This window comes from Cyclobacterium sp. SYSU L10401 (assembly GCF_010993705.1).
In the GTDB taxonomy this organism is placed as follows: Bacteria; Bacteroidota; Bacteroidia; order Cytophagales; family Cyclobacteriaceae; genus Cyclobacterium.
In genome coordinates this window covers 1-26,336 of the sequence record NZ_WOFO01000013.1, presented here as the reverse complement: position 1 = coordinate 26,336, position 26,336 = coordinate 1, and the positions used below count along the sequence as shown (strand labels likewise).

Annotated in this window: 25 protein-coding genes and 1 rRNA gene; 16 read left to right on the top strand and 10 right to left on the bottom strand. The window is 41.9% G+C overall.

From position 1 onward, the window contains the following. The first annotated feature begins 20 nt into the window (after positions 1–20). The 3 genes from yjjX (at position 21) to GL182_RS21840 (ending at position 1,230) form a co-directional block, all read left to right on the top strand. Positions 21–590 (top strand): inosine/xanthosine triphosphatase, encoded by a 570-nt coding sequence (yjjX, locus tag GL182_RS21850; protein WP_163381930.1) that lies wholly within the window; start codon positions 21–23, stop codon positions 588–590. Between the two features lie 87 nt (positions 591–677). After that, positions 678–992: a thioredoxin family protein gene (locus GL182_RS21845; protein ID WP_163381929.1), complete on the top strand. Its 315-nt coding sequence runs from the start codon at positions 678–680 to the stop codon at positions 990–992. Continuing rightward, on the top strand, positions 973–1,230 hold the full coding sequence (locus GL182_RS21840) for a DUF6952 family protein (protein WP_163381928.1): 258 nt from the start codon (positions 973–975) through the stop codon (positions 1,228–1,230). Before GL182_RS21845 ends, GL182_RS21840 begins: the two co-directional genes overlap by 20 nt. Positions 1,231–1,323: 93 nt before the next feature. On the opposite strand, the gene GL182_RS21835 is transcribed toward GL182_RS21840, so the two are convergent. Continuing rightward, on the bottom strand, positions 1,324–2,313 hold the full coding sequence (locus tag GL182_RS21835) for an NTPase (protein ID WP_163381927.1): 990 nt from the start codon (positions 2,311–2,313) through the stop codon (positions 1,324–1,326). A gap of 74 nt (positions 2,314–2,387) precedes the next feature. Here GL182_RS21835 and GL182_RS21830 point away from each other — a divergent pair, with 74 nt between their 5' ends. Then, positions 2,388–3,284, top strand: a complete 897-nt coding sequence (locus GL182_RS21830; RefSeq protein WP_163381926.1) for a M20/M25/M40 family metallo-hydrolase — start codon at positions 2,388–2,390, stop codon at positions 3,282–3,284. 1 nt (position 3,285) lies between these two features. Here the strand turns inward: GL182_RS21830 and GL182_RS21825 are convergent, their stop codons facing one another. The 3 genes from GL182_RS21825 to GL182_RS21815 form a co-directional block, all read right to left on the bottom strand. Then, positions 3,286–5,001, bottom strand: a complete 1,716-nt coding sequence (locus tag GL182_RS21825; RefSeq protein ID WP_163381925.1) for a capsule assembly Wzi family protein — start codon at positions 4,999–5,001, stop codon at positions 3,286–3,288. Positions 5,002–5,008: 7 nt separating this feature from the next. Further along, positions 5,009–5,626, bottom strand: a complete 618-nt coding sequence (locus GL182_RS21820; RefSeq protein WP_240469924.1) for a hypothetical protein — start codon at positions 5,624–5,626, stop codon at positions 5,009–5,011. A 325-nt stretch (positions 5,627–5,951) separates the two neighbouring features. Further along, positions 5,952–8,423 (bottom strand): bifunctional UDP-N-acetylmuramoyl-tripeptide:D-alanyl-D-alanine ligase/alanine racemase, encoded by a 2,472-nt coding sequence (locus GL182_RS21815; RefSeq protein WP_163381923.1) that lies wholly within the window; start codon positions 8,421–8,423, stop codon positions 5,952–5,954. A gap of 207 nt (positions 8,424–8,630) precedes the next feature. Between GL182_RS21815 and GL182_RS21810 the strand changes: the two genes are divergently transcribed. Next, positions 8,631–8,993, top strand: a complete 363-nt coding sequence (locus GL182_RS21810) for a hypothetical protein (protein WP_163381922.1) — start codon at positions 8,631–8,633, stop codon at positions 8,991–8,993. A 138-nt stretch (positions 8,994–9,131) separates the two neighbouring features. Further along, positions 9,132–9,920 carry a sugar phosphate isomerase/epimerase family protein gene (locus GL182_RS21805; protein ID WP_240469923.1) on the top strand — a complete coding sequence of 263 codons (789 nt, stop codon included), beginning with the start codon at positions 9,132–9,134 and terminating at the stop codon, positions 9,918–9,920. A gap of 93 nt (positions 9,921–10,013) precedes the next feature. Here the strand turns inward: GL182_RS21805 and GL182_RS21800 are convergent, their stop codons facing one another. The 4 genes from GL182_RS21800 to GL182_RS21785 form a co-directional block, all read right to left on the bottom strand. Next, on the bottom strand, positions 10,014–10,580 hold the full coding sequence (locus GL182_RS21800; RefSeq protein ID WP_163381920.1) for a DUF3244 domain-containing protein: 567 nt from the start codon (positions 10,578–10,580) through the stop codon (positions 10,014–10,016). Between the two features lie 413 nt (positions 10,581–10,993). Continuing rightward, positions 10,994–11,365, bottom strand: a complete 372-nt coding sequence (locus GL182_RS21795; RefSeq protein ID WP_163381919.1) for a hypothetical protein — start codon at positions 11,363–11,365, stop codon at positions 10,994–10,996. A 111-nt stretch (positions 11,366–11,476) separates the two neighbouring features. Beyond that, the gene (locus GL182_RS21790; RefSeq protein ID WP_163381918.1) at positions 11,477–13,660 is read right to left on the bottom strand and encodes a S9 family peptidase; all 2,184 of its coding nucleotides are present in this window, start codon (positions 13,658–13,660) and stop codon (positions 11,477–11,479) included. 151 nt (positions 13,661–13,811) lie between these two features. Next, complete coding sequence (locus GL182_RS21785; RefSeq protein ID WP_163381917.1) at positions 13,812–15,041, bottom strand: PHP domain-containing protein; 1,230 nt, start codon at positions 15,039–15,041, stop codon at positions 13,812–13,814. Positions 15,042–15,182: 141 nt separating this feature from the next. Here GL182_RS21785 and GL182_RS21780 point away from each other — a divergent pair, with 141 nt between their 5' ends. From GL182_RS21780 to GL182_RS21765, 4 genes are all read left to right on the top strand, one after another. After that, complete coding sequence (locus GL182_RS21780) at positions 15,183–15,629, top strand: PA2169 family four-helix-bundle protein (RefSeq protein ID WP_163381916.1); 447 nt, start codon at positions 15,183–15,185, stop codon at positions 15,627–15,629. A 123-nt stretch (positions 15,630–15,752) separates the two neighbouring features. Beyond that, positions 15,753–17,090: a M16 family metallopeptidase gene (locus tag GL182_RS21775; RefSeq protein WP_163381915.1), complete on the top strand. Its 1,338-nt coding sequence runs from the start codon at positions 15,753–15,755 to the stop codon at positions 17,088–17,090. 18 nt (positions 17,091–17,108) lie between these two features. Further along, complete coding sequence (locus tag GL182_RS21770; protein WP_163381914.1) at positions 17,109–19,157, top strand: M16 family metallopeptidase; 2,049 nt, start codon at positions 17,109–17,111, stop codon at positions 19,155–19,157. Positions 19,158–19,180: 23 nt separating this feature from the next. After that, positions 19,181–19,897, top strand: a complete 717-nt coding sequence (locus GL182_RS21765; RefSeq protein WP_163381913.1) for a peptidase, M16 family protein — start codon at positions 19,181–19,183, stop codon at positions 19,895–19,897. Between the two features lie 33 nt (positions 19,898–19,930). On the opposite strand, the gene GL182_RS21760 is transcribed toward GL182_RS21765, so the two are convergent. Together GL182_RS21760 and GL182_RS21755 are read right to left on the bottom strand one after the other, a co-directional pair. Then, positions 19,931–20,374, bottom strand: a complete 444-nt coding sequence (locus GL182_RS21760; RefSeq protein WP_163381912.1) for a DoxX family protein — start codon at positions 20,372–20,374, stop codon at positions 19,931–19,933. 83 nt (positions 20,375–20,457) lie between these two features. Continuing rightward, the gene (locus GL182_RS21755; RefSeq protein WP_163381911.1) at positions 20,458–22,107 is read right to left on the bottom strand and encodes a M61 family metallopeptidase; all 1,650 of its coding nucleotides are present in this window, start codon (positions 22,105–22,107) and stop codon (positions 20,458–20,460) included. A 116-nt stretch (positions 22,108–22,223) separates the two neighbouring features. On the opposite strand from GL182_RS21755, the gene rpmH reads away from it, so the two are divergent. The 6 genes from rpmH to GL182_RS21725 form a co-directional block, all read left to right on the top strand. Then, a complete protein-coding gene (rpmH, locus tag GL182_RS21750) occupies positions 22,224–22,382 on the top strand; it encodes a 50S ribosomal protein L34 (protein WP_092170336.1) in 159 nt (52 codons plus the stop codon). Between the two features lie 47 nt (positions 22,383–22,429). Continuing rightward, complete coding sequence (rnpA, locus tag GL182_RS21745) at positions 22,430–22,807, top strand: ribonuclease P protein component (protein ID WP_163381910.1); 378 nt, start codon at positions 22,430–22,432, stop codon at positions 22,805–22,807. After that, positions 22,800–24,458 carry a S41 family peptidase gene (locus tag GL182_RS21740; protein ID WP_163381909.1) on the top strand — a complete coding sequence of 553 codons (1,659 nt, stop codon included), beginning with the start codon at positions 22,800–22,802 and terminating at the stop codon, positions 24,456–24,458. Before rnpA ends, GL182_RS21740 begins: the two co-directional genes overlap by 8 nt. A gap of 164 nt (positions 24,459–24,622) precedes the next feature. Further along, positions 24,623–25,312, top strand: coding sequence for a tRNA (adenosine(37)-N6)-threonylcarbamoyltransferase complex dimerization subunit type 1 TsaB (tsaB, locus tag GL182_RS21735; RefSeq protein WP_163381908.1), 690 nt, complete (start codon positions 24,623–24,625; stop codon positions 25,310–25,312). Continuing rightward, positions 25,309–25,827 (top strand): DUF2480 family protein, encoded by a 519-nt coding sequence (locus tag GL182_RS21730; protein ID WP_163381907.1) that lies wholly within the window; start codon positions 25,309–25,311, stop codon positions 25,825–25,827. The genes tsaB and GL182_RS21730 overlap by 4 nt, the downstream gene beginning before the upstream one ends. Positions 25,828–26,251: 424 nt before the next feature. Continuing rightward, a 16S ribosomal RNA gene (locus GL182_RS21725) occupies positions 26,252–26,336 on the top strand; the annotation flags it as partial.

The window sequence follows — 26,336 nt, the reverse complement described above, 5'->3', positions numbered from 1 at the left end:
TTTCAACTTTAATTCACCCAATGGCATTCCCTAAGAGAAGAAACCTTCAAGATCAGAAAAGGCAAAAATTAGTTATTGTTGGCAGCAAGAATCCTGTAAAAATTAAAAGTACAGAAAACGCATTTCAATCCATTTTCGAAGATTCTTTTATCGTTCAGGGTCTCAATGCAGATCCGAACGTGAGTGCCCAACCCATGGGAGATGTAGAAACCTATACCGGTGCTTACAACCGGGCTTTTGAATCCAAAAAAGCATTTCCCGAAGCCGATTATTGGGTTGGAATTGAAGGGGGGGTAGATGAGGTGGGAGAACAAATGGTGGCCTTTGCCTGGATGGTAGTGATGGACGGCAACAACCAGATCGGAAAAGCCAAGACCGCTACTTTCTTTTTGCCAGAAGCTTTATCAAAATTGATCAGGGACGGTATGGAATTGGGGGAAGCTGATGACCGGGTATTCAATCGGACCAACTCTAAGCAGAACAGCGGGGCAGTGGGTATTTTGACCAACGGCATTGTCAACCGAATGGAATATTACCAACAAGCCGTCACCCTGGCTCTCATCCCTTTTGTGAATAAAAGCATCTATTAGATGCAGTGCATGACTCATAGATATAATCTATTGGAATTTAAAAATAATAGTTACTATATTTGCAGCTTATTTTAAACCAAATATTATATGCTACAAGAACTAGAATCAGATAATTTAGCGCAAATCATTCAGGATAATGAGAAAGTAGTGGTACAATATGGTGCGACCTGGTGTGGCAACTGCAGGATCATGAAGCCGAAAATGAAAAGATTGAGCAAAAATTTTGAGGATATCACTTTTCTTTATGTAGATGCAGAAAAATTGCCTGAATCCAGAAAGCTTGCCCAGGTAACCAATTTACCTACTTTTGCGGCTTTTGCTAAGGGAGCAATAGTAAACCAGGTACAGACCAATAAGGAAGAAGTTTTAAAAACACTGATTGATGAGATTACCGATAATTAAACACGTATTACAATTTATTGAGGAAAATGACGAAGATTGGGTGGTTGAGACCATTGAATTGTTGGAGTCGATGACTGAAATCAGTAACCTGAAGGATGAAGAACTGGATGTAATGGGAGAATTACTTTCTAATCTTTACGGTACACTTGAGGTAAACCAAATGATCAAAGAAGGCACAGATAAAAAAGAAGCCATGAACACTTTTATGAAGAGGGTGGTTGGTTCAATTGATAAATAAATGCACTTTGAAAAGGTAGGAAAGTTGTTTATCACCCATAAATTAATCTACTGAAACGAAGTGTGGGGTATGTCCATCGTGGCATACCCTTTTTTATGGAACGATTTGTTTTAAAAAACTCCTCAGGGCGGTACTCCAGTCGGGATCTGCATCCCAGGATTCCCCTATATACAGCTCATTCCTAACCAAAAATCGGATATAATACTTTACCACAATTCTTTCAGGGTTTTCCAGGCCTTCAATGGGAACTCCCATGCTTTGCATCAAATCAGCTTCCCTTCCCTCTTGTTTCATCAGGATAAACTGTATTCCTTCTCCAATCAATTCCTGGTTGGATTTTGCGCTCGTCAGGAATGCTACCTCATAGGGATAATTGGTGGAAAATATGGATTCCAATCCCTCTCTTTCGGCCCTTTGTTCTGCTTCTACCTGATTCTCAGGCTTTCCATAAATATCATGTCTGAAAGTAGTCAGGAAACCTTCATTTCCAGAGGCACCTGAAAGCAGAATGCCTAGCTTAAAAGCATCCAGATTTAAGGGAGCCCTGCGTATATAGGTACTCCCCATAGCATTTTCTTCAAGGCCAGGCACTGCGGGGTATTCAGGCACCTCAATGACCAAAAAATTTTCACTTCTTTTTCCAGAGCCTATGGAGGCCAATTCCTCTTTGAGCTGTTCCAGACTTGTAGAAGTGCCGGACCAGTTGTTTCCAGGCGAGATGATATTGGCATTGCCTGAAAAGGGGAAAATATGGCTGTAAAAACTACCGTCATTTTTTCTAATGAGCAGGACGATATTTTTTACCAGCCTTTGATTAAAAAAACCGGCATAGGTATTCTTGATGGCATCCGATAAAATGACCTCTTCCAATTCATAATAGGCGATGGGATCTCCTCCGGCGGCTATAAGAGCGGGATGCACTTCCTCCGCAAGGCCTTTCCAGCTCATGGCAGGCTCGGCGGTACCGGAAGCAGAGATAAAAACAACCGATTTTCCATTTAAAAATTCATCGATAGTAGTGGATTGGCCAAAACTTTGCAGGGAAAAAAAGACAAATAGACCTGCCAGAGAAATATTTTTCATAAACAAAATCAAATCCACACGTTAAAGTTTAGTATTTTCACGAATATACACAAGCCTCTGTAAAATCTTTTGATATGAAAACGATTACACCGTTCATTTTATTATTTTTTTGGTTTAGCCCCTGTGAGGTATGGAGCCAAAATATTGATTATCAGATCCTAACCGAAGATATTCAATATCTTTCTTCTGATGCGCTTGAAGGCAGAGCCGCCTTGAGCGAAGGCAATGTAAAAGCAGGCAAGTTCATAGCAGACCGTTTCGAAACCTTGAGCTTAAGCAGTCAATTTCCCGGTTATATGCAAAAATTCAGTCTGGAAGGAGCTGGTAGCGATAAGGCACAAGGTTCAAATATCATCGCCTTCATTCCCGGCACTTCCTCTTCAGAAATATTGCTGATCATGGCGCATTATGACCATTTGGGGAAAAAAGGAGATGTAATTTACAATGGCGCCGATGACAATGCTTCAGGTGCGGCGGCTCTCTTAAGTATCGCAGCGCATTTTGCAGAAAATCCACCCAGGCATTCAGTAATGTTTGTGGCTACTGATGCAGAAGAAAAGGGTCTTTTAGGGGCAAAGGCGCTGGTCAGGGATTTCCCGTTTCCTTTGGAGCAGATCCGGGTGGTTATCAATATGGACATGATCAGTAGAAGTGATGACAATACCCTGTATGCGGTTGGAACCAGATTTTATCCCCAATTTAGGAATTTTCTACTGAAGGCAGCGGGCAATTCTCCCATTCGTTTGGTCATGGGAAATGATGGGGCTTCGGGTGAAAAAGATTGGAGCAGGGCTTCTGATCATGGGCCCTTCCATGAAAGACAGGTACCTTTCATTTATTTTGGAGTAGATGATCACCGGGACTACCACCAGCCTACAGATACTTTTGAAAACATACAACCGGATTTTTACCGGCATGCCAGCGAGTTGATATTGGACACCATTATTGGTATCGATCAAAGCATACCCTGATTTATCTGATCAGGTAGGATACACCTATGTTGGCTACAAAGGTATTTTGATCCAAGCCTGGCACAAAGTAGATTTCGGGATGATTTTCCAGGTACCATTTGTAATTCAGGGTGCTTACATACTGAAAAGTTCCGGATACGAGCAGGTTATTAAATCTCCATTCTGCAAGGATGGAAGGGACAATGTCTACGTATTTTCTCCTCCAATCCTTGATTTCTTCAAAACGCTTGTAGTAGAAATCATTGTTATGATTGATGTACTCCAGCTGAAAGCCCAACCGGTTAAAATTTTTCACCCAGGACGCATCCAGGGAAATCACATTACTTCCGGGGCCATAACCAAAACCAAGCACTTGCCCTTTGTGGGTGTAGCCATGCCTGACATGAGGGTGAGTGTACCAGCTATTTCTGGCCAGGATTACTTCCCTGATGGTTTGCCCCGTTTGGGTCATCTCCATTCCGATTTGAAAAAATTCTTCCTCTCTTTTCAGGGGTATCAGATTGGTAAATCCGAAAGAAAAAGCCCGGTTTTTATCCGGATTGATTAAAAAATCAGAAAGGCTTCTACTATTTCCATTCGACCCATATTCGCCGTAGAATTCAAAATGGCCATTGGCATCCATCCACCTGAAATACCCTGCGCTGAGTTGGTTTCTTTGGTCTGCAGCTGGTCTGGAAATACTTTCCGGTCCCTTTTCACCGTTAAATACTGGCAGGTAATCCGCCAGGTTTTCCTGGTCTGTGTGGTACATTTGGGAGACTGAACTGAACCCAAGAAACAGGCCGGGTAGCCATTTGGGTTGATAGGTCAGTACCAGACCTGACAAATACCGCCAGTCTTCGTCCGGCCTCTTGGGAACATATAAGGGAGTATTGGCGTGCACATAGTTATGGTGCGGAGGTTCAAAACCTGAAGCCTGCAATTTCCCGGCAATTAATTGGCCTTCAAAACTACCTATAGCCGTCTGTACCGGTTTTCGGGTATTTAAAGTCAGGTGCAAAAACCCTGGAGCATTATTGCTCATCAAAAGGGAAGCCCTTCTGCCTGGCCCCCACCAGAGGTTTTCATTGGATATCCCCAATGAAAACTCCCTTATGTTAAGACGGATGCTGGATTGTCCCAGACCCAGTTGGGTGTAGGGAGACCCTCCGAACCTTTCGGGGATATCCACCGTATTGAGCCATTCATAATACTGTAGCCAGGTGCTTCCCCAATGGTCCAGTGGAAATCCTTGAAAATATTGATTTGTGGCATGCAAGATCTCGGGTTGAAATTGTATGCTTAAAGGTCCGTACTCGAAGAAAACACCTGCATTGAAAAGGTACTGCATGCCCCGATTGGGGATCATGGGGCCATCATTAATCCCAAAACCGTACGCTGAATTGTGCTGTCCCCTAAACATCAGGGGAAGTATTTGGAACCTGCCTTTATTATCTTTGGTGCTAAAGTTAAACTCGGATAAATCTTCATCGGTAAAGCTTTCATCCAGATCCAGACCATTTGATGTATCAAATACCTCAGTAGGGTATAAAGGCCGGATCATAAAGCTGCTTTCTCCTGATAAATTTCCCATAAGTTGCTGCCTGCGCATGTAGTCCCCATAAACCGGTAGATTAAGGCTAACACTTTGGCTAAACACATCTTTTTGTGATCCAAAACAGCAAAGAAAAACGATAAAGCAGATTTTGAAATAGGATGGAAAGTATTTATTGTTCATTTTCAATTCAATTTAGAATCATGGTGCTTACCTGAATCCTTGCAATGGACCAGCTTTCATCACAAACCGGATCAGTAGCATTTTCCTGTTTCAGTTCATCACCGCAGATGATTTCCAGTTGATTTTCAGAATGGTTGATGATTTTAGTGATTTGATAGCGGCTGGTCCAGCCAATGCTGTTTTGATACTGACAACGGCCAGGAAGATCGCTGCTCACTGCAGCAGTCTTGGGTTCATAAAATCTTGGGTAATTATCAGGAAAAGATTGATACAGGCAATAAGTGGACTCACAAGGGCTGTTGGAGAAGGTGGTCCGCATTACTTCTTGTCCATTCAATTGCATGTACCAAAAGTCAGGACCGCCCACATTATCCGGATTTCCGTCCCAGCTATCATGTAGCAACAGGTCAATGGTAACCTTAATGGTATTGTGCTCTGGTAAGTCCGGTAGATTCAGCACGATTTCTTCATTGTGGAAATAGCCTAATACCGTATCACCATTAAAATCGAACAATCTCCCACTTTCAAAATAGAGCAAGTCGGCTTGAGAAAAATCATTATCATAGACTTTTACTTCCTCCAGGAGGCTGGTCTCACATGAAAAGCAGCATCCTGCACAAAACATCAGGAACAGGAGTTTATTTTTTATCGAAAAGGGTAACATCAGGGATGTTTATTTTACAATGAATAGGAATAACTGATTTAAAACTGAATAATGAATTGGGATGGCTTTCCCACCAATCCCAGAAATAACCAAATCATTACCAAACACATTAGGTTGAAATCATATTTTATTTCCGTAATTATTACGCTGGAAACCCAGCCCTGTGTGCTCGTCTGAATTTGGTTCAATCTTTCAATCTTAATCCTGATGTGTCATCAGGATTAAATCACAAATAAACAAAATTATATCCAATACCCCACTCGTTTAGGCCTAAATACCCATTGATTTAATCCAGAATATATTGCCTTTTGACACGCAAGCCAATGCCCGTGAGCAATTCGTATGGAATGGTACCTATCTGGTTTGCTAAATATTGAAGGGAAGGTTCTTTGCCGAACAAGATTACCTCATCTCCTTCTTTGACCTGAAGGTCCGAAACGTCAATCATGCACATGTCCATACAGATATTGCCTATTGTTGGTGCTTTTTTTCCCTGTATCATTACAAAGGCCTTTCCATTCCCGAAACGCCTGTCATAACCGTCGGCATAGCCTATGGCCAGGGTTGCGATTTCTCCATCCTGAATCAACCTCCCATGCCTCCCATATCCGATGCTGTCCCCTTTGGCTAATTTCTTCACCTGGGACACTACGGTTTTCAAGGTGGCTACAGGTTGAAGTTTCTCCGGCTCAAGTTGGTTGATTTCTACTCCATGAAGTCCGATTCCCAGCCGGACCATATCAAAGGCATATTCCGGGAAACGGATAATTCCTGCTGAATTCAGGGCATGCCGTATGGGCCTGCAGGAAAGTTTTTGCATGATGCCTTGACTGATTCTATCAAATGTAGCCAGCTGCTCCCTGCTAAAATCCTCATGAATGGCTTCATCTGCTCCTGCCAGATGTGTAAATAGTCCTGCCAATTTGATTTCAGAATGCGCTCTGAGCAAGGCAAGGGTATCTTCCAGATCACCTTCCACTAAACCCAATCGCCTCATTCCGGTGTCCAATTCCAGGTGTATCGAAATGTTTTTCGAATGGCTAGTAAGGGCTGAGGTTAATTGCAGCAGGGTTCGATTATTGAAAATTACAGGTTCCAACTCATAATGCTGTATCAAACTTAAATGCTGCATATCGGGGTTCATGACCATAATGGGCAGGGTAACCCCCTTCTGTCTGAGATAAACCCCCTCGTCAATATATGCCACTGAAAGATAATCGGCCCCGATTTGTTGCAGGTGGTTTGCAATTTCGGCTGAGCCTCCCCCGTATGCAAAAGCCTTTACCATGACCATTATCCTGGTATCCGGTTGGAGTCTTTTTTTATAAAAATTGAAATTATGTCGGAGGGCATTCAGGTTGATTTCCAGAACGGTCTCATGCACCTGAGCTTCCAGAAGTTTAATAATATTTTCAAAATGAAAATTCCTGGCACCTTTTACTAAAACCAAATCATTTGAGAGATTCAAACTCGCAATGTTTTCCAGCAAATGGGTGGTCCCCCAAAAAAACCTGCTTTGTTTGGGGAATAAGCTTTTATACTGAGAAAAAAGATGGCCTACACCCACAAAAAAATCTATTTCATAATGGATGATTAAACCTGCAATTTTTCTAAATACCTCAATTTCATTTCCCTCCTGCAGCATTTCCGACAAAATTAATACCCGTCTTTCCGCAGACTTTCTTTGGTGGGCCATAAATTCCAACGCAATTTCCAGGCCTGCCAGGTCATTGTTATAGCTGTCGTCAATCAGCAGACACCTTTTGATCCCGGATTTCAGGGTTAATCTCATGTCCACAGCATGCAGCATTTCCAGGCCGGATTGAATTTTTTCAGGACTCATCCCCAATACCAGGCTGGCGACAATCACATGACGGATATTTTCCAGGGATGCGGGATCCCTGAAATTGGTAAAAAAGGTAAAGGTCCTCAAATCTCTGGCTACCATAAAAATTTTGGAGCCTTTGAAATCAGGCCTAATAGAGAGGGTATAATCCGCCCCCGGATCATCAGACCAACTAATCAGCATGGCCGGATGGAAGGTTTTATTAATGAATTGACCAAGTTTTGAATGATCCTTTCGGTAAATCAGGAAATTCACATCCCTGAATAATTTGCATTTCTCTTCGATTTTTGTTTCTAAATCCTCAAAATTTTCATCGTGTGCACTTCCAATATTGGTAAATATTCCCAGCTGGGGTTCAATGATCTGTTTCAGACGATCCATTTCTCCAGGTTGGGAGATTCCTGCTTCTAACAAAGCCACCTGATGTCTGGCTTGAATTCCCAAGGCAGATAATGCTACACCAATCTGACTATTGTAGCTCTTGGGGCTTTTATAGGTGTTGAATTTTTGCCCTAATATCTGGGCCAACCACTCTTTAACAATGGTTTTGCCATTGCTCCCTGTGATGCCTACCACCGGACCAAGGAATGCCGACCTGTTTTTTATTGCCAATACCTGCAGGGCATACAAAGGTTTCTCCACCATTAAAATGTTTGAATCTTTTAATTTTTCAGTAGCTTTTTTTGCCGACAGGGGAAGAATAAAATTTCTTACTTTCAGATCGTGTGCATCCATTGCAAAATCGGAGCCATTCTGTCTGGAACCATCCAAGGCTACGAAAAGCGTTTGGTTTCCTGAATGGATTTTCCTGGAGTCAATAGCTACCTGGTTTATTTGGTCGCAGGCCGAAGAAACTATGAATTCTCCGGGGTATTTGGACGCAAATTTTTTAAACTCTATCGATTGAATCATCCTAACTCTGAATTTTCTCGTTGGTCTTGCAAATTTATCATTAATATCATTGACAATACCAGTTGCCAGGGATAATGACCTGGCAAAGTTAGTTCCTGAATGCCAGGAAGGGGAACACCATTGTTTGTTCCAGGATAAAAATTTTTGTATTTTTATAACATTATTATAAAAAAACAGGTTAATGAGATACATGAACTGAAAAACATAATGAGTTCACAAAATTTTATATCGAATATACTTTTTCAATCCGCCCTTATCGGTTGTTTGTTCTGTTTTCTTGTTGTGGGAAAACTCTATGGGCAATCTGAGCAGGATGTGGAATTTGTTGAACCTCCTAAAAAAGAAAAGGCTTATCATCCTTCCACCACAGAAAAGAAAATAAAAAGAGCCAACCGCAGCACCTTATCTGGATATTCTTCAAAAGAAGGAGGGGCGGCGATAAATGAAAGAAAAAAGTACAAGGATCATTCCGAAAAAAGTGATTGGAAGAATGAGGACATTTCCGAAGAAGTTTCTACTTTATCCTTCAACATTTTTCTGTACGTTTTGGATAGATTCAAAGAGGACTGAAATGGCTGTGGTTTCTTAGGCATGTATTTTTCGAAGTTTTTTGATATCTTGGGCTTGGGGTAATCATTACACATAAACCTTATGACCATGCGAATTAAAACCTGTTTAGTATTTTCATTTATCCTTTTTTCTGCCCCAATGCTTAATTTGATACAGGCACAGGAATTAGGTCTTCAGCTTTACAGTCTCAGAGAGCAGATGAAATTGGATGTGGAACAATACCACGAAATCATCAACCAATGGGGAATCAAATTCATTGAAGGAGGGGATACTTATGGAATGAGTGATAAGAAATACAAATCCCTTCTTGATAAACATGACCTGCAATTGGTGAGCGTAGGAGGTTCCTATGAAGAAATGCGCGATGATCCACAAGCTGTAATTGACAAAGCCAAATTCTTTGGAGCCCGGTATATTGTGACATTTTGGATTCCCCATACTTCTGGAGAATTTGGAGAAAATGAAGCAAAAGAGGCTGTCGAGGTATTTAACCGGGCTGGAAAACTGGTTAAAGATGCCGGCTTGACTTATTGCTATCATCCTCATGGATATGAATTTAAGCCTTATGGGCAGGGCACTTTATTCGATTATATGCTGGACAATGCCCAACATTTTGACTTTGAGATGGATGTTTTTTGGGTAAAAATGGGTGGAGGCGATCCACTGGCCATCCTGAAAGCTCATCCGGATAAATTCCCCTTGCTGCATTTAAAAGACCGAAAACCTGGAACCCCTGGTAGTAGTGATGGCACCGGAGATGTGGAAACCAATGTGGTTTTAGGGAAGGGGGATATCGATGTGGCCGGAATTATTGCACATGCTAAAGCCTCAGGAACGGAATTCCTGATCATAGAAGACGAGTCGTCCCGATCAGTCGTACAAATTCCCCAATCTGTCTATTTTATTCAAACGGAAATGGAAAAATAATGGAATGATTTGGCCAATTTCAGCTAATCGGAAAATTATAAAAGCAAAAGGCCCTGATAATCTTCAGGGCCTTTTGCTTTTCTTGCCATTTCACTAATCAAAATACAAGTATTTTATTTTTCCGTCCGCATTCCTGACCTGCAGGTATACCTCCTCCAATTTCATGAACTTCAGGTGATAGTTTTTAACGAACCCACCCACTGCCTGGATTTTATCAGTTTTTATTTTTTTGCCACTTTTATCAAATATGGTGACTACCGTTCCCGCTTTTTCCACTCCCAGTACTTTCAGGGAAAAAGTCTTATCATCAATGGGCTTTGCGTAAGCCAATAGTTTTTTCTCCACCTTTTTTTTGTTTTCAACCAAAAAATCAATGGTTTCTTCTCTGGTTTTAAGTTTGATCTTATATTCTCCTTCAGGTAACTTACTTAAATTGAAAGGAATGTTAAGCGGGCTTTTGACAATAAACATGTTTCGGTCAATTACCTTTCCATTGGAGTTTATGATGGATACATGTACGCTGCCTATTGCTTCCGATAGGCTTAGCGTAAATCTTTGTTCACCTACTTTTATGGATGAAACTTCCATAAGGCTTTTTTCTGCGGCAAGGCTTCCCAATGCCAGGCTCATTGTCATCAATAATGTTACGAGAGTTTTCATGGTCTATGTGTTTTGTTTGGTTGCTTTTGCAGAATACCATACCAAACCTGTACCATGAAAATCCTGGATCGGCCAAAAGATATTTCTTAAAAATTAAATTAATAAATTTAAACCCTGAGAAAGCCCATGATTTGACGGGCAGGTGTACGGTATGCGGACAGATATGAACAAAAATGTCTGTTTTCAATACACTTTACCAGGTATTTCAATCCTGAAATGGGTGCTATGAGCGGGAGAAAATAATGAAAGCTTTTTTTTGAATAAAAATCTCAGGAATGAGAAGTGTTTTTTTCAAACGGAAAAGTGTGCGAAAATGAACGACTTCTTGTCATTATCCGAACAATAGATGGTTAAGAAGGCAGCACGGAAAGTGCAACTGAGCGTAATTATGGAAGTAGGATATGCTTAGAAGTTCAGTACCGCAAGGGCCTCTTTTTTCTTTTAAAACCTCCTTTTTTCCTTTTATTGTTTGTGTAAAAGTTATAAAGGAAGTTAACTGCCATTAATGTGATCGTTAAAGGGACAAAAAAGGAAGGCAACATACCCTTGATTCCCAAAAGAATAAAAAGTGCTGCGATGATGCCAATTTTAAACGAGGTATGGCTTTCGGGATAAATCCCACTGACCAGGGCAAGACTGCTGATCTCAATCACAATCAGGATGCCGATCATCCAGGTGAAGATTACCGGAGCAGTATTCCCAGAACCTATATAGTACCAGGCAAGTAGACCAAAGACAGCAGCCAGGCTCAGACTGTGAAGGGTGGTATTTATATTTTCTTTCATGATTTCGGGATTTATTGCCTTTTTCAATTTAGAATAATTTCGCCAGAAGCCAAAAGCCTTAAGGAAAATAACTTTGCTTTAAACCCGCCCGGGCCAAGATGTTATTGTTCATTAAAGCTTTTCCTTGATATATTCCGTCATCATTTGATAAAGGTGCCAGGTTGTATTACCACCACTGATACCATGGCTGCGGTTTGGATAATAGAAGGAATCAAATTGTTTATCCGCTGCAACCAATGCGTCCACCAAATCAACTGAATTCTGAAAATGAACATTGTCATCTCCGGTACCATGTATAAGCAAGAAATTTCCTTTTAATTGGTTTACATGGTTGATAGGGCTAAAATTATCATAGCCGGCAGGGTTTAGCTGTGGAGTTTGGAGGTATCTTTCCGTATATATGGTGTCATAGTAGCGCCAGGTAGTTACCGGGGCCACGGCTATAGCCATCTTAAAGGTATCATGTCCGAGCATCAGGGCGAGAGACGACATGTATCCGCCATAAGACCAACCCCAGATGCCAATCCTTTCCTTATCAATAAATGCCATGGAAGCAAGGTGTTGTGCGGCAGCGATTTGGTCCTGGGTTTCAAGGTTTCCTAGTTGAGCGTAGGTGCTGTGCTTAAAGGCTTTTCCCCTGCCACCGGTGCCTCTGTTATCCACACAGGCAACCACAAATCCTTCTGCCGCCAGGTGTTGGTGCCACCAGTCTCTGCTACTACCCCAGGCGTTCATTACATTCTGAGATCCGGGCCCTCCATAAACATAAAGCAATAAAGGATAGGTTCTGGAGGGATCAAAATCCGGAGGCTTGATCATGTACCCGTTAAGCGAGGTTCCATCGGGAGTTTGAAATGAAAAAAAGGTTTTCTCATTGAAATCAAAAGATTGCATCTTTTCCTGAAGCTCCTGATTGTCTTCCAGAATTTTTATCTGTCTTCCTTTGCGGTCAAACAGGGAAGTCTGAAGTGGCCTGTCCACCCTACTGTAGGTATCTATATAGAAACGGTGGTCTGGACTCATGTTGATGTTATGGGTACCGGGTTGCGGGCTCAGCAACTTCTTCTTTTTTCCGTCAAGGCCTATAGAATAAAACTGACGTTCTATGGGAGATTGTTCTGTAGAAACATAATACACCCGCTCATCTTCCACATCCACACCCACCAATGAGGTTACTTCCCAGTCTCCCCGGGTAATTTGCCTGATCTGCTCGCCATTTGAACTGTGATGGTAAACGTGTTTGAAACCATCCTTCTCCGACGTGGTGATGAAACCTTGGTTTTCCGGTAGGAAAATAAAATTGTCATTGTAATTCAGGTCTACATAGGATGTTGACGTTTCTGATAACATCACTTCTGTATTTCCAGTGTTTACCTTGGCAAAAAGGATATCCATTTGATTTTGAAGGCGATTTAATCGGATGATGGCCAGGGTTTCGCTGTCATTGGCCCAGTACATTCTCGGAAGGTAAATATCTGTTTCTTCGCCTGTGTTCATGGTTTCGCTCTGGGCATTTTCCAAATTATAAACCTTTATGGTTACCGTTGCATTTTTTTCTCCTGCTTTCGGATACTTAAAATGGTAATCCTCAGGATAAAGTTTACCCCATTTTTGCATGTTAAATTCAGGTACCTCCCTTTCGTCAAAACGAATAAAGGCAAGCTTATTTCCATCAGGAGACCATTCAAATGCTTTGGCCATTGAAAATTCTTCTTCATAGACCCAATCGGCCGCTCCATTGATGATGACATTAGTTTCTCCATCACGAGTAACCTGGACTTTTTCTCCCGAGAGCAGGTCCTCATAGTACAAATTATTGTTTTTGACAAAGGCTATTTTTTTGTTATCGGGAGAAAGGCTGGCATAGGAAATTTTTTCTCCATTTTCCAGTTGCCGAAGCTTCCCGCTTTTCAGGTCCAACAGGTGATAGACAGCCTTGCTGGACCTGCGATAAATGGATTCTACCTCAGATGCAAGCAGGGCCATGCTTTCTTCTGGATTGAAGGCGTATTCAGTAAAATTCAGACCAAGCTCCCGTCCATCAATCAATACAGCAGTCTGTTCTCCGGTGGCCAGCTTGATTTTGACCACCTGAGAATGGCCTCCCACCTCCTTTAGGGAGCTGTAAAATTGGCCATCGCTCATCCAGTTGATTCCCCGAACTGTTTGTGGGAGGAAGATTTGCTTTTTGATCACATCCTCCAGACTTATTTTTTTACCGTCCTGGGCAAATAGAAAGCTGTGGATCAGAAAGATCAGGGTGCAAAGCCCCGCTTTTATTAAATTATGGTGCATGTAACGTTATGTTTATGGGCCGCTTTAGTCTGTTCTTTATGGAAAAGTAGAATATCAATTCCATAAATGTTGCCTGACAGGCTTTGCCTTTATTATTTGGACCTGGTAAGGAGACAGGCTTAACTTTCCATCCCCGGTAAAAAGGAAAAAGTTATTCCGGCTGTACAGGTTGGGTCCATGCAAGTTGATTGGTCATGTTTTCCACCGGATTGGGTTGGGGTTCGGAAGAGGTGATTTTACACCGGACAAAAAGCAGGTCCTCCCCTACTTCAAATTCTCCTGAATTCCCCTGAACCGTTTTTAATACCCTTGTTTCTTTGTCACCTTTTTTGCATCCAATAAACTCAAGGGTATAATTTACGCCCTCTTTGGCTTGGGCTTCCACTTGTAATTTGTTGTTGTTGTAGCTCAACGCTTCCAGGGTTATTCCTGTAGAGGCATAAAAATCGCCCTGCTCCAGCGCCTGGATCAGAGAGGCAGGAGAGAGCGTATCCGTTTGGACCATGACCCAACCCCGGCCTGCATTGGCCAGTTTGCTAGACTGTTCATGGTAGCTATGGCTATCGTCGGTAGCCAGGCCAAAAAGGAGAGGTTGCTCTTTTTCCAAATAAGCGATATTGATAAAGTCCCACATTTCTTCGTAACCTATCCGTGAGGAATCCCCCAGGTTATTGACCGCAGGGTGCCCATTGTACACTTCAAAAAACCGTTCTCCCTTCAGCCTGATCATGTCTTCCAGGGTAATGGCCCATCTGAAATTAGGGTGATTGATATGGACCATCATGGGTTTGCCTGAGGCTTCTCGTTGCTCCAGTACCGCATTGATGTTGTTTTGCAATACTTCTACTACACTTCCGCCCTCCCTTGGTTGAATCAGTTTGTCCAGGTTGGTAGCATTCAGGTGCAGGGGTTTGCCATCATACCCAGCTGAAATTTCCTCAGCTGGCAACATTATAAATCGCTCTGCTTCATGGTAGAGCGGGGAATATTCATCAAAAGTTTTAAGTTTCACCTTCAGATCATCTCCATCTTCCTCGTAGACTACCCAATCCTCACCGTACGCTTCCAAATAATCCGAAAAGGCGGTCCTATATAGACTGTCTTTCCTGATATTGACCCACTTTTCTCCCTCCTGAAAAATATTGTGGTCAGATAAGGCCACAAAATGGTAGTCATTTTCTTTGTACCATTCCATGATTACTTCAGGAAACTCGTCCCCATCGCTCCAATAGGAATGGGTATGCAGGTTTCCTTTGTACCAATTTTTATTATCCTGCTCAGGGACATTACCCTGGGAACAGCTAAAAATCAAGAAAATGACCGGTAGGGTCGCACTTAGGCCTGGAAATGGTTTGGTGAAATATTTAAAGAATGGAAGCATGGTAATATCATGTTGATTGAGGTGGTGAATATATTGAAACCCTGTTTAAAATCAAATCTCAGCACAACCTAATACCCGCACAGATAGGTAGGATGAAAGCATTTTGGTATATTTAGGCTTTCAAGCTGACCTAAATTATTTATGGCAATCCAACAAAAGCTAATCAAATATCTAAACGAAGTACTCAAACATACCCATGACGGAATCAAAGGATATAAAGATGCCGCAAGGAATATAGAGGAGGGTTCCCTTAAGGACTTTTTCATTGAGAGGGCAAAGGAAAAGATGGTATTGCGGGATGGCCTCAATGAAGAAATATACCGATTGGAGGGGAAGCCCATTGAAGAGGGAAGTTTTCTGAATTTATTTCAAAGGTCCTGGAAAAACTTTAAAACCTCTTTGGATCATGACAATCAGAAAGAAATCGCAAAATACTGCCTGGATGCAGAAAAAAAAGCAACCAAGGAATTTGATATTTTACTTCGTAATCCTGAATTGGTTTCAGAAACTTTTTATACCCTGCTGAAAGAACAAAACGAAAAAAACCTTGCCGCCATTAAAGCGTTATTAGGGAGAATCAAGTCCTGAAATTTCATGCTTATAATAGTAGGAAATTTGCCCTAAACGAAAATATTAACGGATAAACGTTTAAATTAGGGGGTAACGAAACAACACAAAGCATAAACCATAACTATAGTTATTTACTTGCCTATGAAAAAGTATATTATTTGGCTAATCGGTGTGTTTTTCTATCATGCCGCAGCTTTTGGTCAGACCAATATTGATTTCAGGGAATTTTCCCTGGATAACGGTCTTCATGTGATCATGCATAAGGACAACAAGACACCCATAGTGGTCACCTCAGTAATGTACCATGTTGGGTCAAAGAATGAGGATCCTGAACGAACCGGATTTGCCCATTTCTTTGAACACCTGCTTTTTGAAGGTTCAGAGAACATAGAAAGGGGTCAATACACCGATCTGGTGGAAGGAAATGGTGGTGCATTGAATGCCTTCACCAGCAATGACATTACCTATTATTACGAATTAATGCCGTCCAACTACCTGGAACTGGCCCTTTACCTGGAAAGTGAGCGGATGCTTCATGCCAAAATCGATGAGGTGGGTTTGGAAACACAAAGAGAAGTAGTAAAGGAAGAAAAAAGACAGCGATATGACAATCAGCCCTATGGTACCATTCTACCAGAAACACTGGTAAGGGCCTACACCAAGCATCCCTATCAATGGGCGCCAATTGGCTCGTTGGATCACCTGAATGCAGCAAGTCTGGATGAGTTCATGCAATTTTATAAGGATTTTTATGTGCCCAACAATGCTATCCTTACAATAGCGGGGGACATTGATTACGATCAAACGGAGGCATGGGTAAAAAAATATTTTTCTGAAGTCCCAAAAGGTGAAAAGGAAATCTATAGACCAAAAATAGAGGAGCCCCGAAAGACGGAAGAAATTAGGGATGTGATTTATGACAACATTCAGATTCCTGCCATCATCCAGGCTTACAATTTGCCTCCCAAAAACCATCCTGACGCATATGCGATGGAAATGTTATCCACTTATCTCACTGGAGGGAAATCCTCTTTGATGACGAAGGAATTGGTAGACAAGCAGCAAAAGGCCCTGGTGATTGCAGCGATTCCACTGGACCTGGAAGATGGGGGTATTTTTATCATGTATGGTATTGCCAATATGGGAGTTGAACCCGAAGACCTGGAAAAGGAGGTGGATTTGTTGATTCAGAAGGTTCAGGAGGAAGGAATTTCAAATCAGGATTTTCAGAAACTCCAAAACATTATTGAAAACGATTTGGTAAGTAAAAACTCCTCTATTGAAGGTATTGCCCAAAATCTGGCTGAATCCAAATTGTTTTATGGAGATACCGGATACATTAACAGGGAATTGGAAAAATACCGGGAAGTGAGTAGGGCGGACATCCAGAGAGTAGCCAGGGAATACCTGACTTTAGATGGACGGGTGGTGCTATATTATTTGCCAAAATCACAGCAAACTGCTGCAAGCCAGGAATAATTCAAAAAGCCGAGAACAATGAAAAAACTATATTTATCTCTTTTAGCCTGCTTATTCGTTTTTCACCTGCAGGCTCAGGTAGACCGCAGTGTTTTACCCAAACCCGGACCCGCTCCGACCATAGAATTTACGGATCCTGCTACCTTTACCCTGGAAAATGGGTTGAAAGTTTTTGTGGTTCCCAATGACAAGCTGCCAAGGGTTGCCTTCTATATGATTTTGGACCGGGACCCTCTTTTTGAAGGGGATAAAGCTGGGCTTACCAGTTTTGTGGGAGATTTGATGATGGCAGGTACCGCCTCCAAAACAAAGGATGAGCTAGATGAGGCAGTAGATTTCATTGGAGCCTCCCTAAGTGCGAGTTCCACTTCTATTTCGGCCTCATCACTGAAAAAGCATCAGGAAAAAATATTGGATTTGATGATTGACGTATTGCATAACCCGGTATTTCCCGAGGAAGAGTTGGATAAGCTGAAAAAACAATCCCTGACAAACCTGGCTGCCTCCAAGGATGACCCTGATTATTTGGCCGGGGTCGTTTCCAATGCACTTGTTTTTGGCAAGGATCATCCCTATGGGGAGCCCCTCACGGAAAAGACGGTAGAGCAGGTTACAGTGGAAGATGTTGAGAAATACTATGAAACTTTTTTCAAACCAAACGTGGCTTATCTGGCCATAGTAGGTGATATAGATGAAACGGAGGCCCGGAAATTAGTAGACGAGTATTTTGCATCCTGGGAAAGGGGAGATGTGCCTGAGTTTGAATACCCCTCCCCATCCGCCCCTGCCGATAACCATGTGGCCTTACTCGATAGATCATCTGCTGTCCAATCTGTGATTAACCTGGCCTATCCTGTGGAAATGCATCTTCCCAATGAAGATTACATGGCTACAAGAGTTTTAAACTTTATTTTGGGAGAAGGGTTTAACTCCAGATTAAATGGAAACCTAAGAGAAACCAAAGGCTACACTTATGGGGCCAGATCTAGTTTTGGCTCAGATAAACTGATCGCAAAATTTTCTGCCAATACCTCTGTCAGAAATGCGGTTACCGATTCTTCGGTATATGAAATGCTCTATGAAATCCGTAACCTGGCTGAAAATGGGATAACAGAGGATGAACTTGAAATGGCAAAAGCCAATTTAAGTGGAAGGTTTGGGAGATCTCTGGAAAACCCCAATAACATCGCTTCTTTTGCCATTAATATTTCCAGGTATGGACTTCCCGATGATTATTACAGCAACTACCTGCAACGGCTCGATGCCCTGACCGTGGAAGATATCAATAAGGTTGCCGAGAAATACATGATGCCAGAGAACCTGTATATTACAGTAGTTGGAAACGGATCTGAAATCAGGGAAGGTTTGTCCCAGTTTGGGGAAGTCAGGCTATACAACGAAACAGGAGATGAGGTACAACAAATTGAATTGTCCGATACCAATAAAACAGCCACAGACATTATCGGGGATTATCTGTCAGCCATAGGAGGCAGGGATGCAGCAGAGAGCATTAAATCTGCCAAATTGGAAATGTCGGCAGAAGTACAGGGCACCAAGCTGGACATGGTGGCCTTACACGATATGGAAGGGCAACGAATGATCCAAAAAGTTTTGATGATGGGCAATGAGGCCTCCAAAACCATACTGAAAAACGGAGAAGCAACTGTCAGTTCAATGGGGCAGTCACAAACCCTTTCCGACGAGCAATATGAAGATGTCAAAATGGCTTCCTTATGGTTGATACCCGAGTTGTATTACGAAAACATGGGGTATACCCTGACTTTAGACGGGGCATCCGAAATTGAAGGGGAATCAGCCTACAAGGTGGTAATTTCAAACCCAACCGGAGGGGAGGTCACGAATTATTACAGTATGGATACGGGACTTAAGCTGAGAAGCGAAAATCAAATCTCAGGAGAAACCACTTATACGGATTATCAGGAGTTTGAAGGGGTCAAATTTCCTGTTGAAATGTCTCTGAAAAGTCCCATGATCCCAGTTCCGCTGAATTCAAAAGTGGATAATTTAGAATTAAATGTATCTTTGTCCGATCAGGATTTTGAATAAAATTATAATTTTAAAAGGTTACTGTGAATAGACTTGTTTTTCTACTCCTTTCGGGAGTGATGCTTTTTGCTGGAAGAGTTGGAGAGGTACAAAAGACACCTGTAAAGACATCTTTTGAAAAAACTCCCGGGGAAGTGCTCGGAGATTATGTGCAGGCCATTGGCGGAGCAGAGAAAATCAACCAAATTAAAACTCTTATACTGGTGATGGAAGCTACAGTTCAAGGTATGGATGTGGAAATGAGCACCATACGGGACATGGAAGGTATGCGTATGATGCAGCAAATTGTCATGCAGGGAAATGTGGTCCAGAAAACAGTGGTGCGAGACAATGAGGGCTACATGAGTGCCATGGGCCAAGTTCAGAATCTGACGGCAGATCAGCTGGAAACGTTGAAAACAAATATTTACGCTTTTCCCGAGCTACATTATGAACGGATGGGATTTACCATGACCATGGGAGAAAATGAGGAAATCAATGGAGAAGAGGCCCATACTGTGCTCGTGACAAATGGAGAAGGGATGAAGAGTAAAGAATATTACAGCGTGGCTAATGGGCTTAAATTAAAAATGATGACGGATATTGCGGGTGATGTGGAATTCATGGATTATAAGGAAATCGAAGGCATTCTTTTTCCAACGAAAATCAACATTTCGAATCCCATGATTCCGGTTCCCCTGGAAACAAGGTTGATTGACATTCAAATCAATGCTACCCTGGATAATTCTATGTTTGAATAAGTAAGATCGGCAAAATTTTGTCGATCTTACTTATCAGGCATTGGCGTGATTTTCCATGTACTCATCCACAGAAAATTTTCCTGATCCATAAATCAAAAATACAACCAGGAGAATCAAAACCGTCAGGGAAATCCAAAATTCCCCACTATTGGTTACGGAAAGGAATTGCGAATCCATGTTCGCAAAGAATACAGCGCCTATCAATATAGGGATCTGTACCACCACAGCCCATCTTGTGATCAGCCCCAAAGCAATCAGGATTCCCCCTACCAAATGAGCAAAAGCAACGTAATGTGCCAGCGCCATGTGGAAAAATCCAATATCCATTTCCCGGATCAGGTTCAATAGTTCGTCGGTATTGGAAATGAACATGATTCCTTTATAGAGGATAAATATGCCCAATGCAACCCGAATGAAATCAATCCACCGGGGATGATGCCGGTCTGCCCAATGTTCGATTTGATGTAGGGTGTCCATAGCGTAATCTGTTTGGTTTTCAGTATTTTATACGCAAAATTGACCCATTGGTTTACTTTATAATTGGCTTCTTTTCTGATACCTCAACTATGGGTAAACCTGCTAAATGCTTCTGAAGGGCCGGATTGAACAATCTTGTAATCCACAAAATAGCTGGTGTCCGAAGTAGAATTCGGAAGAAAGATTTCCATTTCTTTATTCCAGCGATCAAAAGATAACCGGAGGCCATTATCCCTGTATTGGTAGTAAAGGATGCTGTCCCCAATCATCAGGTGTTGGTAGGCCTCAGCCTTGGGATGGATTCTCAGGACTTTTCCCTTTTGATTGGTTTTTATACCAAATCCAGTTTCCAGTTTATTTTCCCTGGGGACTTTCTTTATTTCCAGACCTATAGACGGGAGCAGAGATTCAAGGACAGGAAACAGGTCTTCTTTTCCCCAGACAAAACGATCAAAAAAAGAGCTGATGTCATCCGGTGCTGAGGTAAACGATGAAACAATGGTTTTGAAATCCCGCAAATCGAAACCGTCTTCGGAAGAGCCAAAATTAACCCACATTTGCTTCATTACTTCATGCATCCGGTGTCCGTTTTTCATTAATATCAGGTCAAGAGCCAGTGTTATCAATGCCCCATGGGTGTAAATGCTTACTTTTTTATCCGGAACACCGGCTTTATACCCATCTAGCCAAAGGTCCCAACTGGAATCAGAAATGGATTGATTTTCCCATCCCAGGTTTTCAAAGCCCCTTTCAAATAATTTCTCCAACAATTTCAAATACTCGGGGATGCCATAATACCCGGATTTAAGCAAATAGAAATCTCCCATAAAAGTGGTGACCCCTTCTGCCACCACACCTTCAGCAAGATAGGCTTCCACCGAAAAATCATAAGGTTGTATGGCCTTGGGTCTTATCCTGCATACATTCCAGAAGTGGTATAATTCGTGGCTGCAAACACCCATCAGTCTGTCCATTCCTTCCTTTCTTCCAATCCAATGATCTGGTCCTATGGTAATAACCGTTGAATATTGGTGTTCCACTCCATGATAATGGGGAAAGGGAAGTATATGAATCAAAAAATGATAATCGTTGGCTGGAAACTCTCCGAAATCTTGCATCTGCCGGAGAGTAAATTTTTTAAATTCAGATATAAGGAGTTTCCAGTCGAATCTGACCTGTCCTGATATCCATATATGAAACCTGGTACCGTTGATTTTGTAAGCTTGATGCTGTAAGTTGGCCGAAGCAATCAGGGGGCTGTCTACCAACTCCTGAAAGTTTTGGGATTGCAGCTGGTGTCTTTTTGGTTGAGGTAGCGCGCAGGCAAGTTGGTATTCCGAAGGCAGTTTTAGTTTTATCTCAATTGATTCTTCTTCACGACCTTTTACGCTGAAGGCAAGATTGATGAAATTGATGTAAACACGTTCCGGGTCTACCCAACTTCCTCCAGCATCCAGTTGTGCCGCATGGTAGGCATAGTTGATTTTGTATGAACCCTTTTCCTCTGCCCGGAATACCCAAAGGTCCTTGGTTATTTTCTTATAAGAGACCTGTTCCACGGGTCCCGTGATGAGTATATTTTTCAGATATTGCGCATAGTTTGCTATTTCGTATCGTCCAGGTCTCCATGATGGAAGCTGCAGGTGGATATTTTCTCCTTTCTCACAGTCAATTTCCAATCGTATATGGAGTAGTTGAGAACTAGGGTTTGGTATGGAAAAGGTATATTTCATCGGTAGTATAACAAAGCTCTTAAACAAAAGTAAGCCACTGATTTGTAAATAAAAAAATCCTATCTATCTTTGCACTCCTTTTAAAATAAGAGTCAAGTCATTAAAATATAGCAATAATGAAAAGAACATTTCAACCCTCAAGAAGGAAAAGAAGAAACAAGCACGGTTTCAGAGAGAGAATGTCCACAGCCAATGGCAGGAGAGTACTGAAAGCAAGAAGAGCTAAAGGTAGACACAAGTTATCGGTTTCTTCAGAGAAAACCCTGAAGAAGTAATGCGTTTTAATTTTGGCCTGATGAGGTAGCTATTAAAATATCATTTTATGGATTGTAAGTTTTCAAAACAGGAAAGATTACATTCCAAAAAGTTAATAAAGGAACTTTTTGATAAAGGTTCCTCTTTTTTTTTATATCCTTTTAAGGTAATTTACCTTGAAAAAGATGGGCTCTCCAACAATCAGCTACTGGTTTCTGTTTCAAAAAAGAAATTTAAGAAAGCTGTAGACAGGAATCACATCAAGAGAAGGGTGAAGGAAGCCTACCGCTTGAATAAGTGCATGTTGGAGAATGATGAGACAGCAAAGAAACTTATGGCCCTGGTTTACGTTTCTCAGGATTTGATGGGTTTCCATGACATGGAACCTAAGGTGAAAAGGGTACTCAAAAAAATTCTCCAGGTAAAAACAAAAAAAGATGCATAAATTAATTCAAAATAAAGTATTCCTAAGCTTGCTCTTCCTCTTGGGAACTGCAGCCCTTTTGGTTTCATTTCACCCGAAAAATGATAAACTTTTTAGTATAGCCAAAAATCTGGATATTTTTGCTTCATTGGTCAGGGAATTGGATTCTTACTATGTGGATGAAATAGATCCTGACGAGCTGGTTACCGTAGGGATCAATGCCATGCTGGCTGAATTGGATCCGTATACCGAATATATTCCAGAAGAAGAATCCGATGATTTCAGGATGATGACCACGGGTGAGTACGGCGGAGTAGGGGCTTTAATCGGTAACAGGTTAGGTACGAATATGATCCTGATGCCTTACAGCGGTTTCCCTGCCCAGGCATCCGGCTTGAGGGTTGCGGATGAATTGATAAAAGTGGATGGAGTCGATGTGGTTGAAAAAAGCACAGCGGAAATCTCCAAATTATTGAAAGGTCCTGCAAATACGGAAGTGGAGGTAGTGGTGAAGCGTGGGGAAGAAACACTTTCTTTTAACCTTACCAGAAAAAAGATTGTTATCAGCAACGTTCCCTATCATGGAATGGTTGATAGTGAGACCGGATATATCAAGCTGACAGATTTTACTACCAACGCTTCAAAGGATGTGGGCATAGCTTTACAGAACTTGAAAGACGGCGGAGCTCAGAAAATCATCTTGGATGTAAGGGATAATCCGGGAGGAATCCTGAATGAGGCCGTTGATATTGTAAACCTTTTCATCCCCAAAGGCAGGGAAGTGGTAAAAACAATTGGAAAGCTGGAAAATGTCAATGCAGAATATAAAACCAGATTGTCTCCCATGGATAGGAAAATTCCACTGGTAGTCATGATCAATGAAAGAAGTGCTTCCGCTTCGGAAATTGTAGCGGGTTCATTGCAGGATTATGACCGGGCGGTTTTGGTAGGCAGGAAGTCGTTTGGGAAGGGCTTGGTGCAAAGTACCGTGCCGCTGTCCTACAATTCTCAGGTAAAACTTACCACTGCCAAATATTATATTCCCAGCGGGCGCTGTATTCAGGCCATTGATTATAGTGCCAAGGATGAAAATGGGAATGGCAGCTATGTAGCAGACTCCCTGAGAAAGGAATTTAAGACCAGAAATGGAAGGAAGGTCTATGATGGTGCAGGAATTGAACCCGACATTGAATTGGATTCCCGGTCTTTTGCGCCGATTACCTATAGCTTGGTTACCCGAAGTCTGATCTTTGAGTTTGCCAGTGAATTTGCACTGAAAAATGAATCCATAGCTGATGCCAGGAAGTTTGAAGTCAGCGATGAGTTGTACGATCAATTTGTGGCATGGCTTCAGGATAAAGATTATGACTACACCACGCGGGTGGAAAAAACCATTGAGGATTTGGAAAAGTATGCGGAGCGTGAGAAGTATTTTGAAGACATCAAAGACGAATTGGCCTCTTTGAAAAGTAGCGTCAGCCATAGTAAGGAACAGGACCTGATCACCTTTAAGGATGAAATCAAGAATGCCCTGAAGGATGAGATTGTTTCCAGGTACTATTATCAGGAAGGCATCATCGCTGCCTCTCTGGACCATGATCCCGAATTGCTTCAGGCAATGGAAGTATTGGGAGATATGGATCGTTATACCCAAATCTTGTCTGCTAAATAGGATTAATCAGGTGCCGAAAGGGGTTGTCTGGACGGAATACCTGTTTCATGGGAAAAGTCAAATGGATCCCGGTATTTAAGGAGATCAATATATTTTTGGGATTTGGGACGTATGGATTGGTTTTTGGTTACTATCCGGATAATCTGGTCTAATTTTCTTCAAGTATGAGTAGAATCCTTTCTATAGAAACTTCTATTGGCGTTTGTTCCCTGGCTTTACACGAAAAAGGGAAACTTCTGGCATTGATGGAGTTGTTTCAGGACAATGTCCATGGGAGCAAATTGGTACCCTGTATAAAATCGCTGATAGAGCAATCAGGATTTGAATTGAAGCACCTTGATGCCATTGCGGTGGCCCAGGGTCCAGGATCCTATACCGGTTTAAGAATAGGAGTGGCTACAGCTAAAGGGCTGGCATTTGCGCTGGATTTGCCCCTTATTGGCGTGGATAGCCTGGATGCACTTGGCCGTCAGTTGGTGCACCGGATAGAGGAGGACGCTTATATTGTACCCATGATTGATGCCAGGCGAATGGAAGTTTACATGAAGGTACTGGATCATTCGGGACAAACATTGGTTGACCTGAAACCAGAGGTGTTGGAAGCGGACTCATTTAGTGAGTATTTATCCCGGGGCAAGGTTTATTTTTTAGGCAATGCCAATGAAAAAACCAGCGTGGTGTTGAAATCCGCCAATGCGATTTTTGTAGACAAACTGAATTCGGCAACGAGTGTAGGGGAAATAGCATTTGAAAAATATGAGTTGGGGCTGATGGAAGATATCGCCTACTTTGAGCCGAACTACTTGAAGGAGTTTATGGTTCTTAAGTCAAAGAAAAATCCATTATTGTCATGAGTGATATTGTAAACCGGGTAGCCAACAGTCCAATAGTAACCATAGATCTGGAGCACTTTTACGAGAAAGGAGAGCGTGTACGATTTGATCTGGCACCATTTCTTTATCAGGGATTGGTGGTAAGGGAAGTGGAATACCGGGAAAGAATGAAGGAACTGGATTGGTCTGTTTATCAAGACAAGCTGGTAGCCGTTCACTGTTCTGCTGATGCCATTGTACCTACCTGGGCCTTGATGCTGGCTGTAGTTAATCTTCAGAAAGTTGCAAAAGAGGTGGTTATAGGGGATCTGAAGGAGCTTGAGGTTCATTTAATGGCGAAATCCCTTAAAAACCTGGATTTGGAAGCGTTGAAAGACAGGCCAGTGGTGATCAAGGGTTGCAGCAAAATGCCTGTTCCTGATTATGCCTATGGGGAAGTCATCCGCTTAATTTTACCTGTAGTGAAAAACATCATGTTCGGGGAGCCATGTAGCACGGTGCCGGTATACAAGCGGCCAAGAGAAAAGAAGGTTTAAGAAAGAAATGCATCTGTTTTTGAGGAAATTAACGGTTTTGTTTAAATAAAAACCCACACTTCTTTGGTGAATTCGTAAAAGGGCTCTATGTTTGCATTCCCATTTGAGAAAAGCCTGAATGGAAAAGCGAAAAGACTCTGATTTCTAGGTTTTCTCCGGAAAAAACAAAGCGATAAAATACCAAAATTTTCCTCTTTTAAATTTGAAAATTCAAGATTTTAAGGCGACATTTGCAATCCTGTTTGGCATAAGTTATTGAAATGACTGAAGAAATTCAGCAATTGGGTAAGTAAGTTACCTGATAAGTTCTTTGAAGTAGTGTAAGATAGCAAAATTTAAATTCTGACAAATCGATTCAATTCGATCTGGAAAATACAGTGGAAAGATCATTCTTTTAAGGATGATTGGCCCACACACAAACTTTACAATGGAGAGTTTGATCCTGGCTCAGGATGAACGCTAGCGGCAGGCCTAATACATGCAAGTCGTACGGGATTCGATCTTTCGGG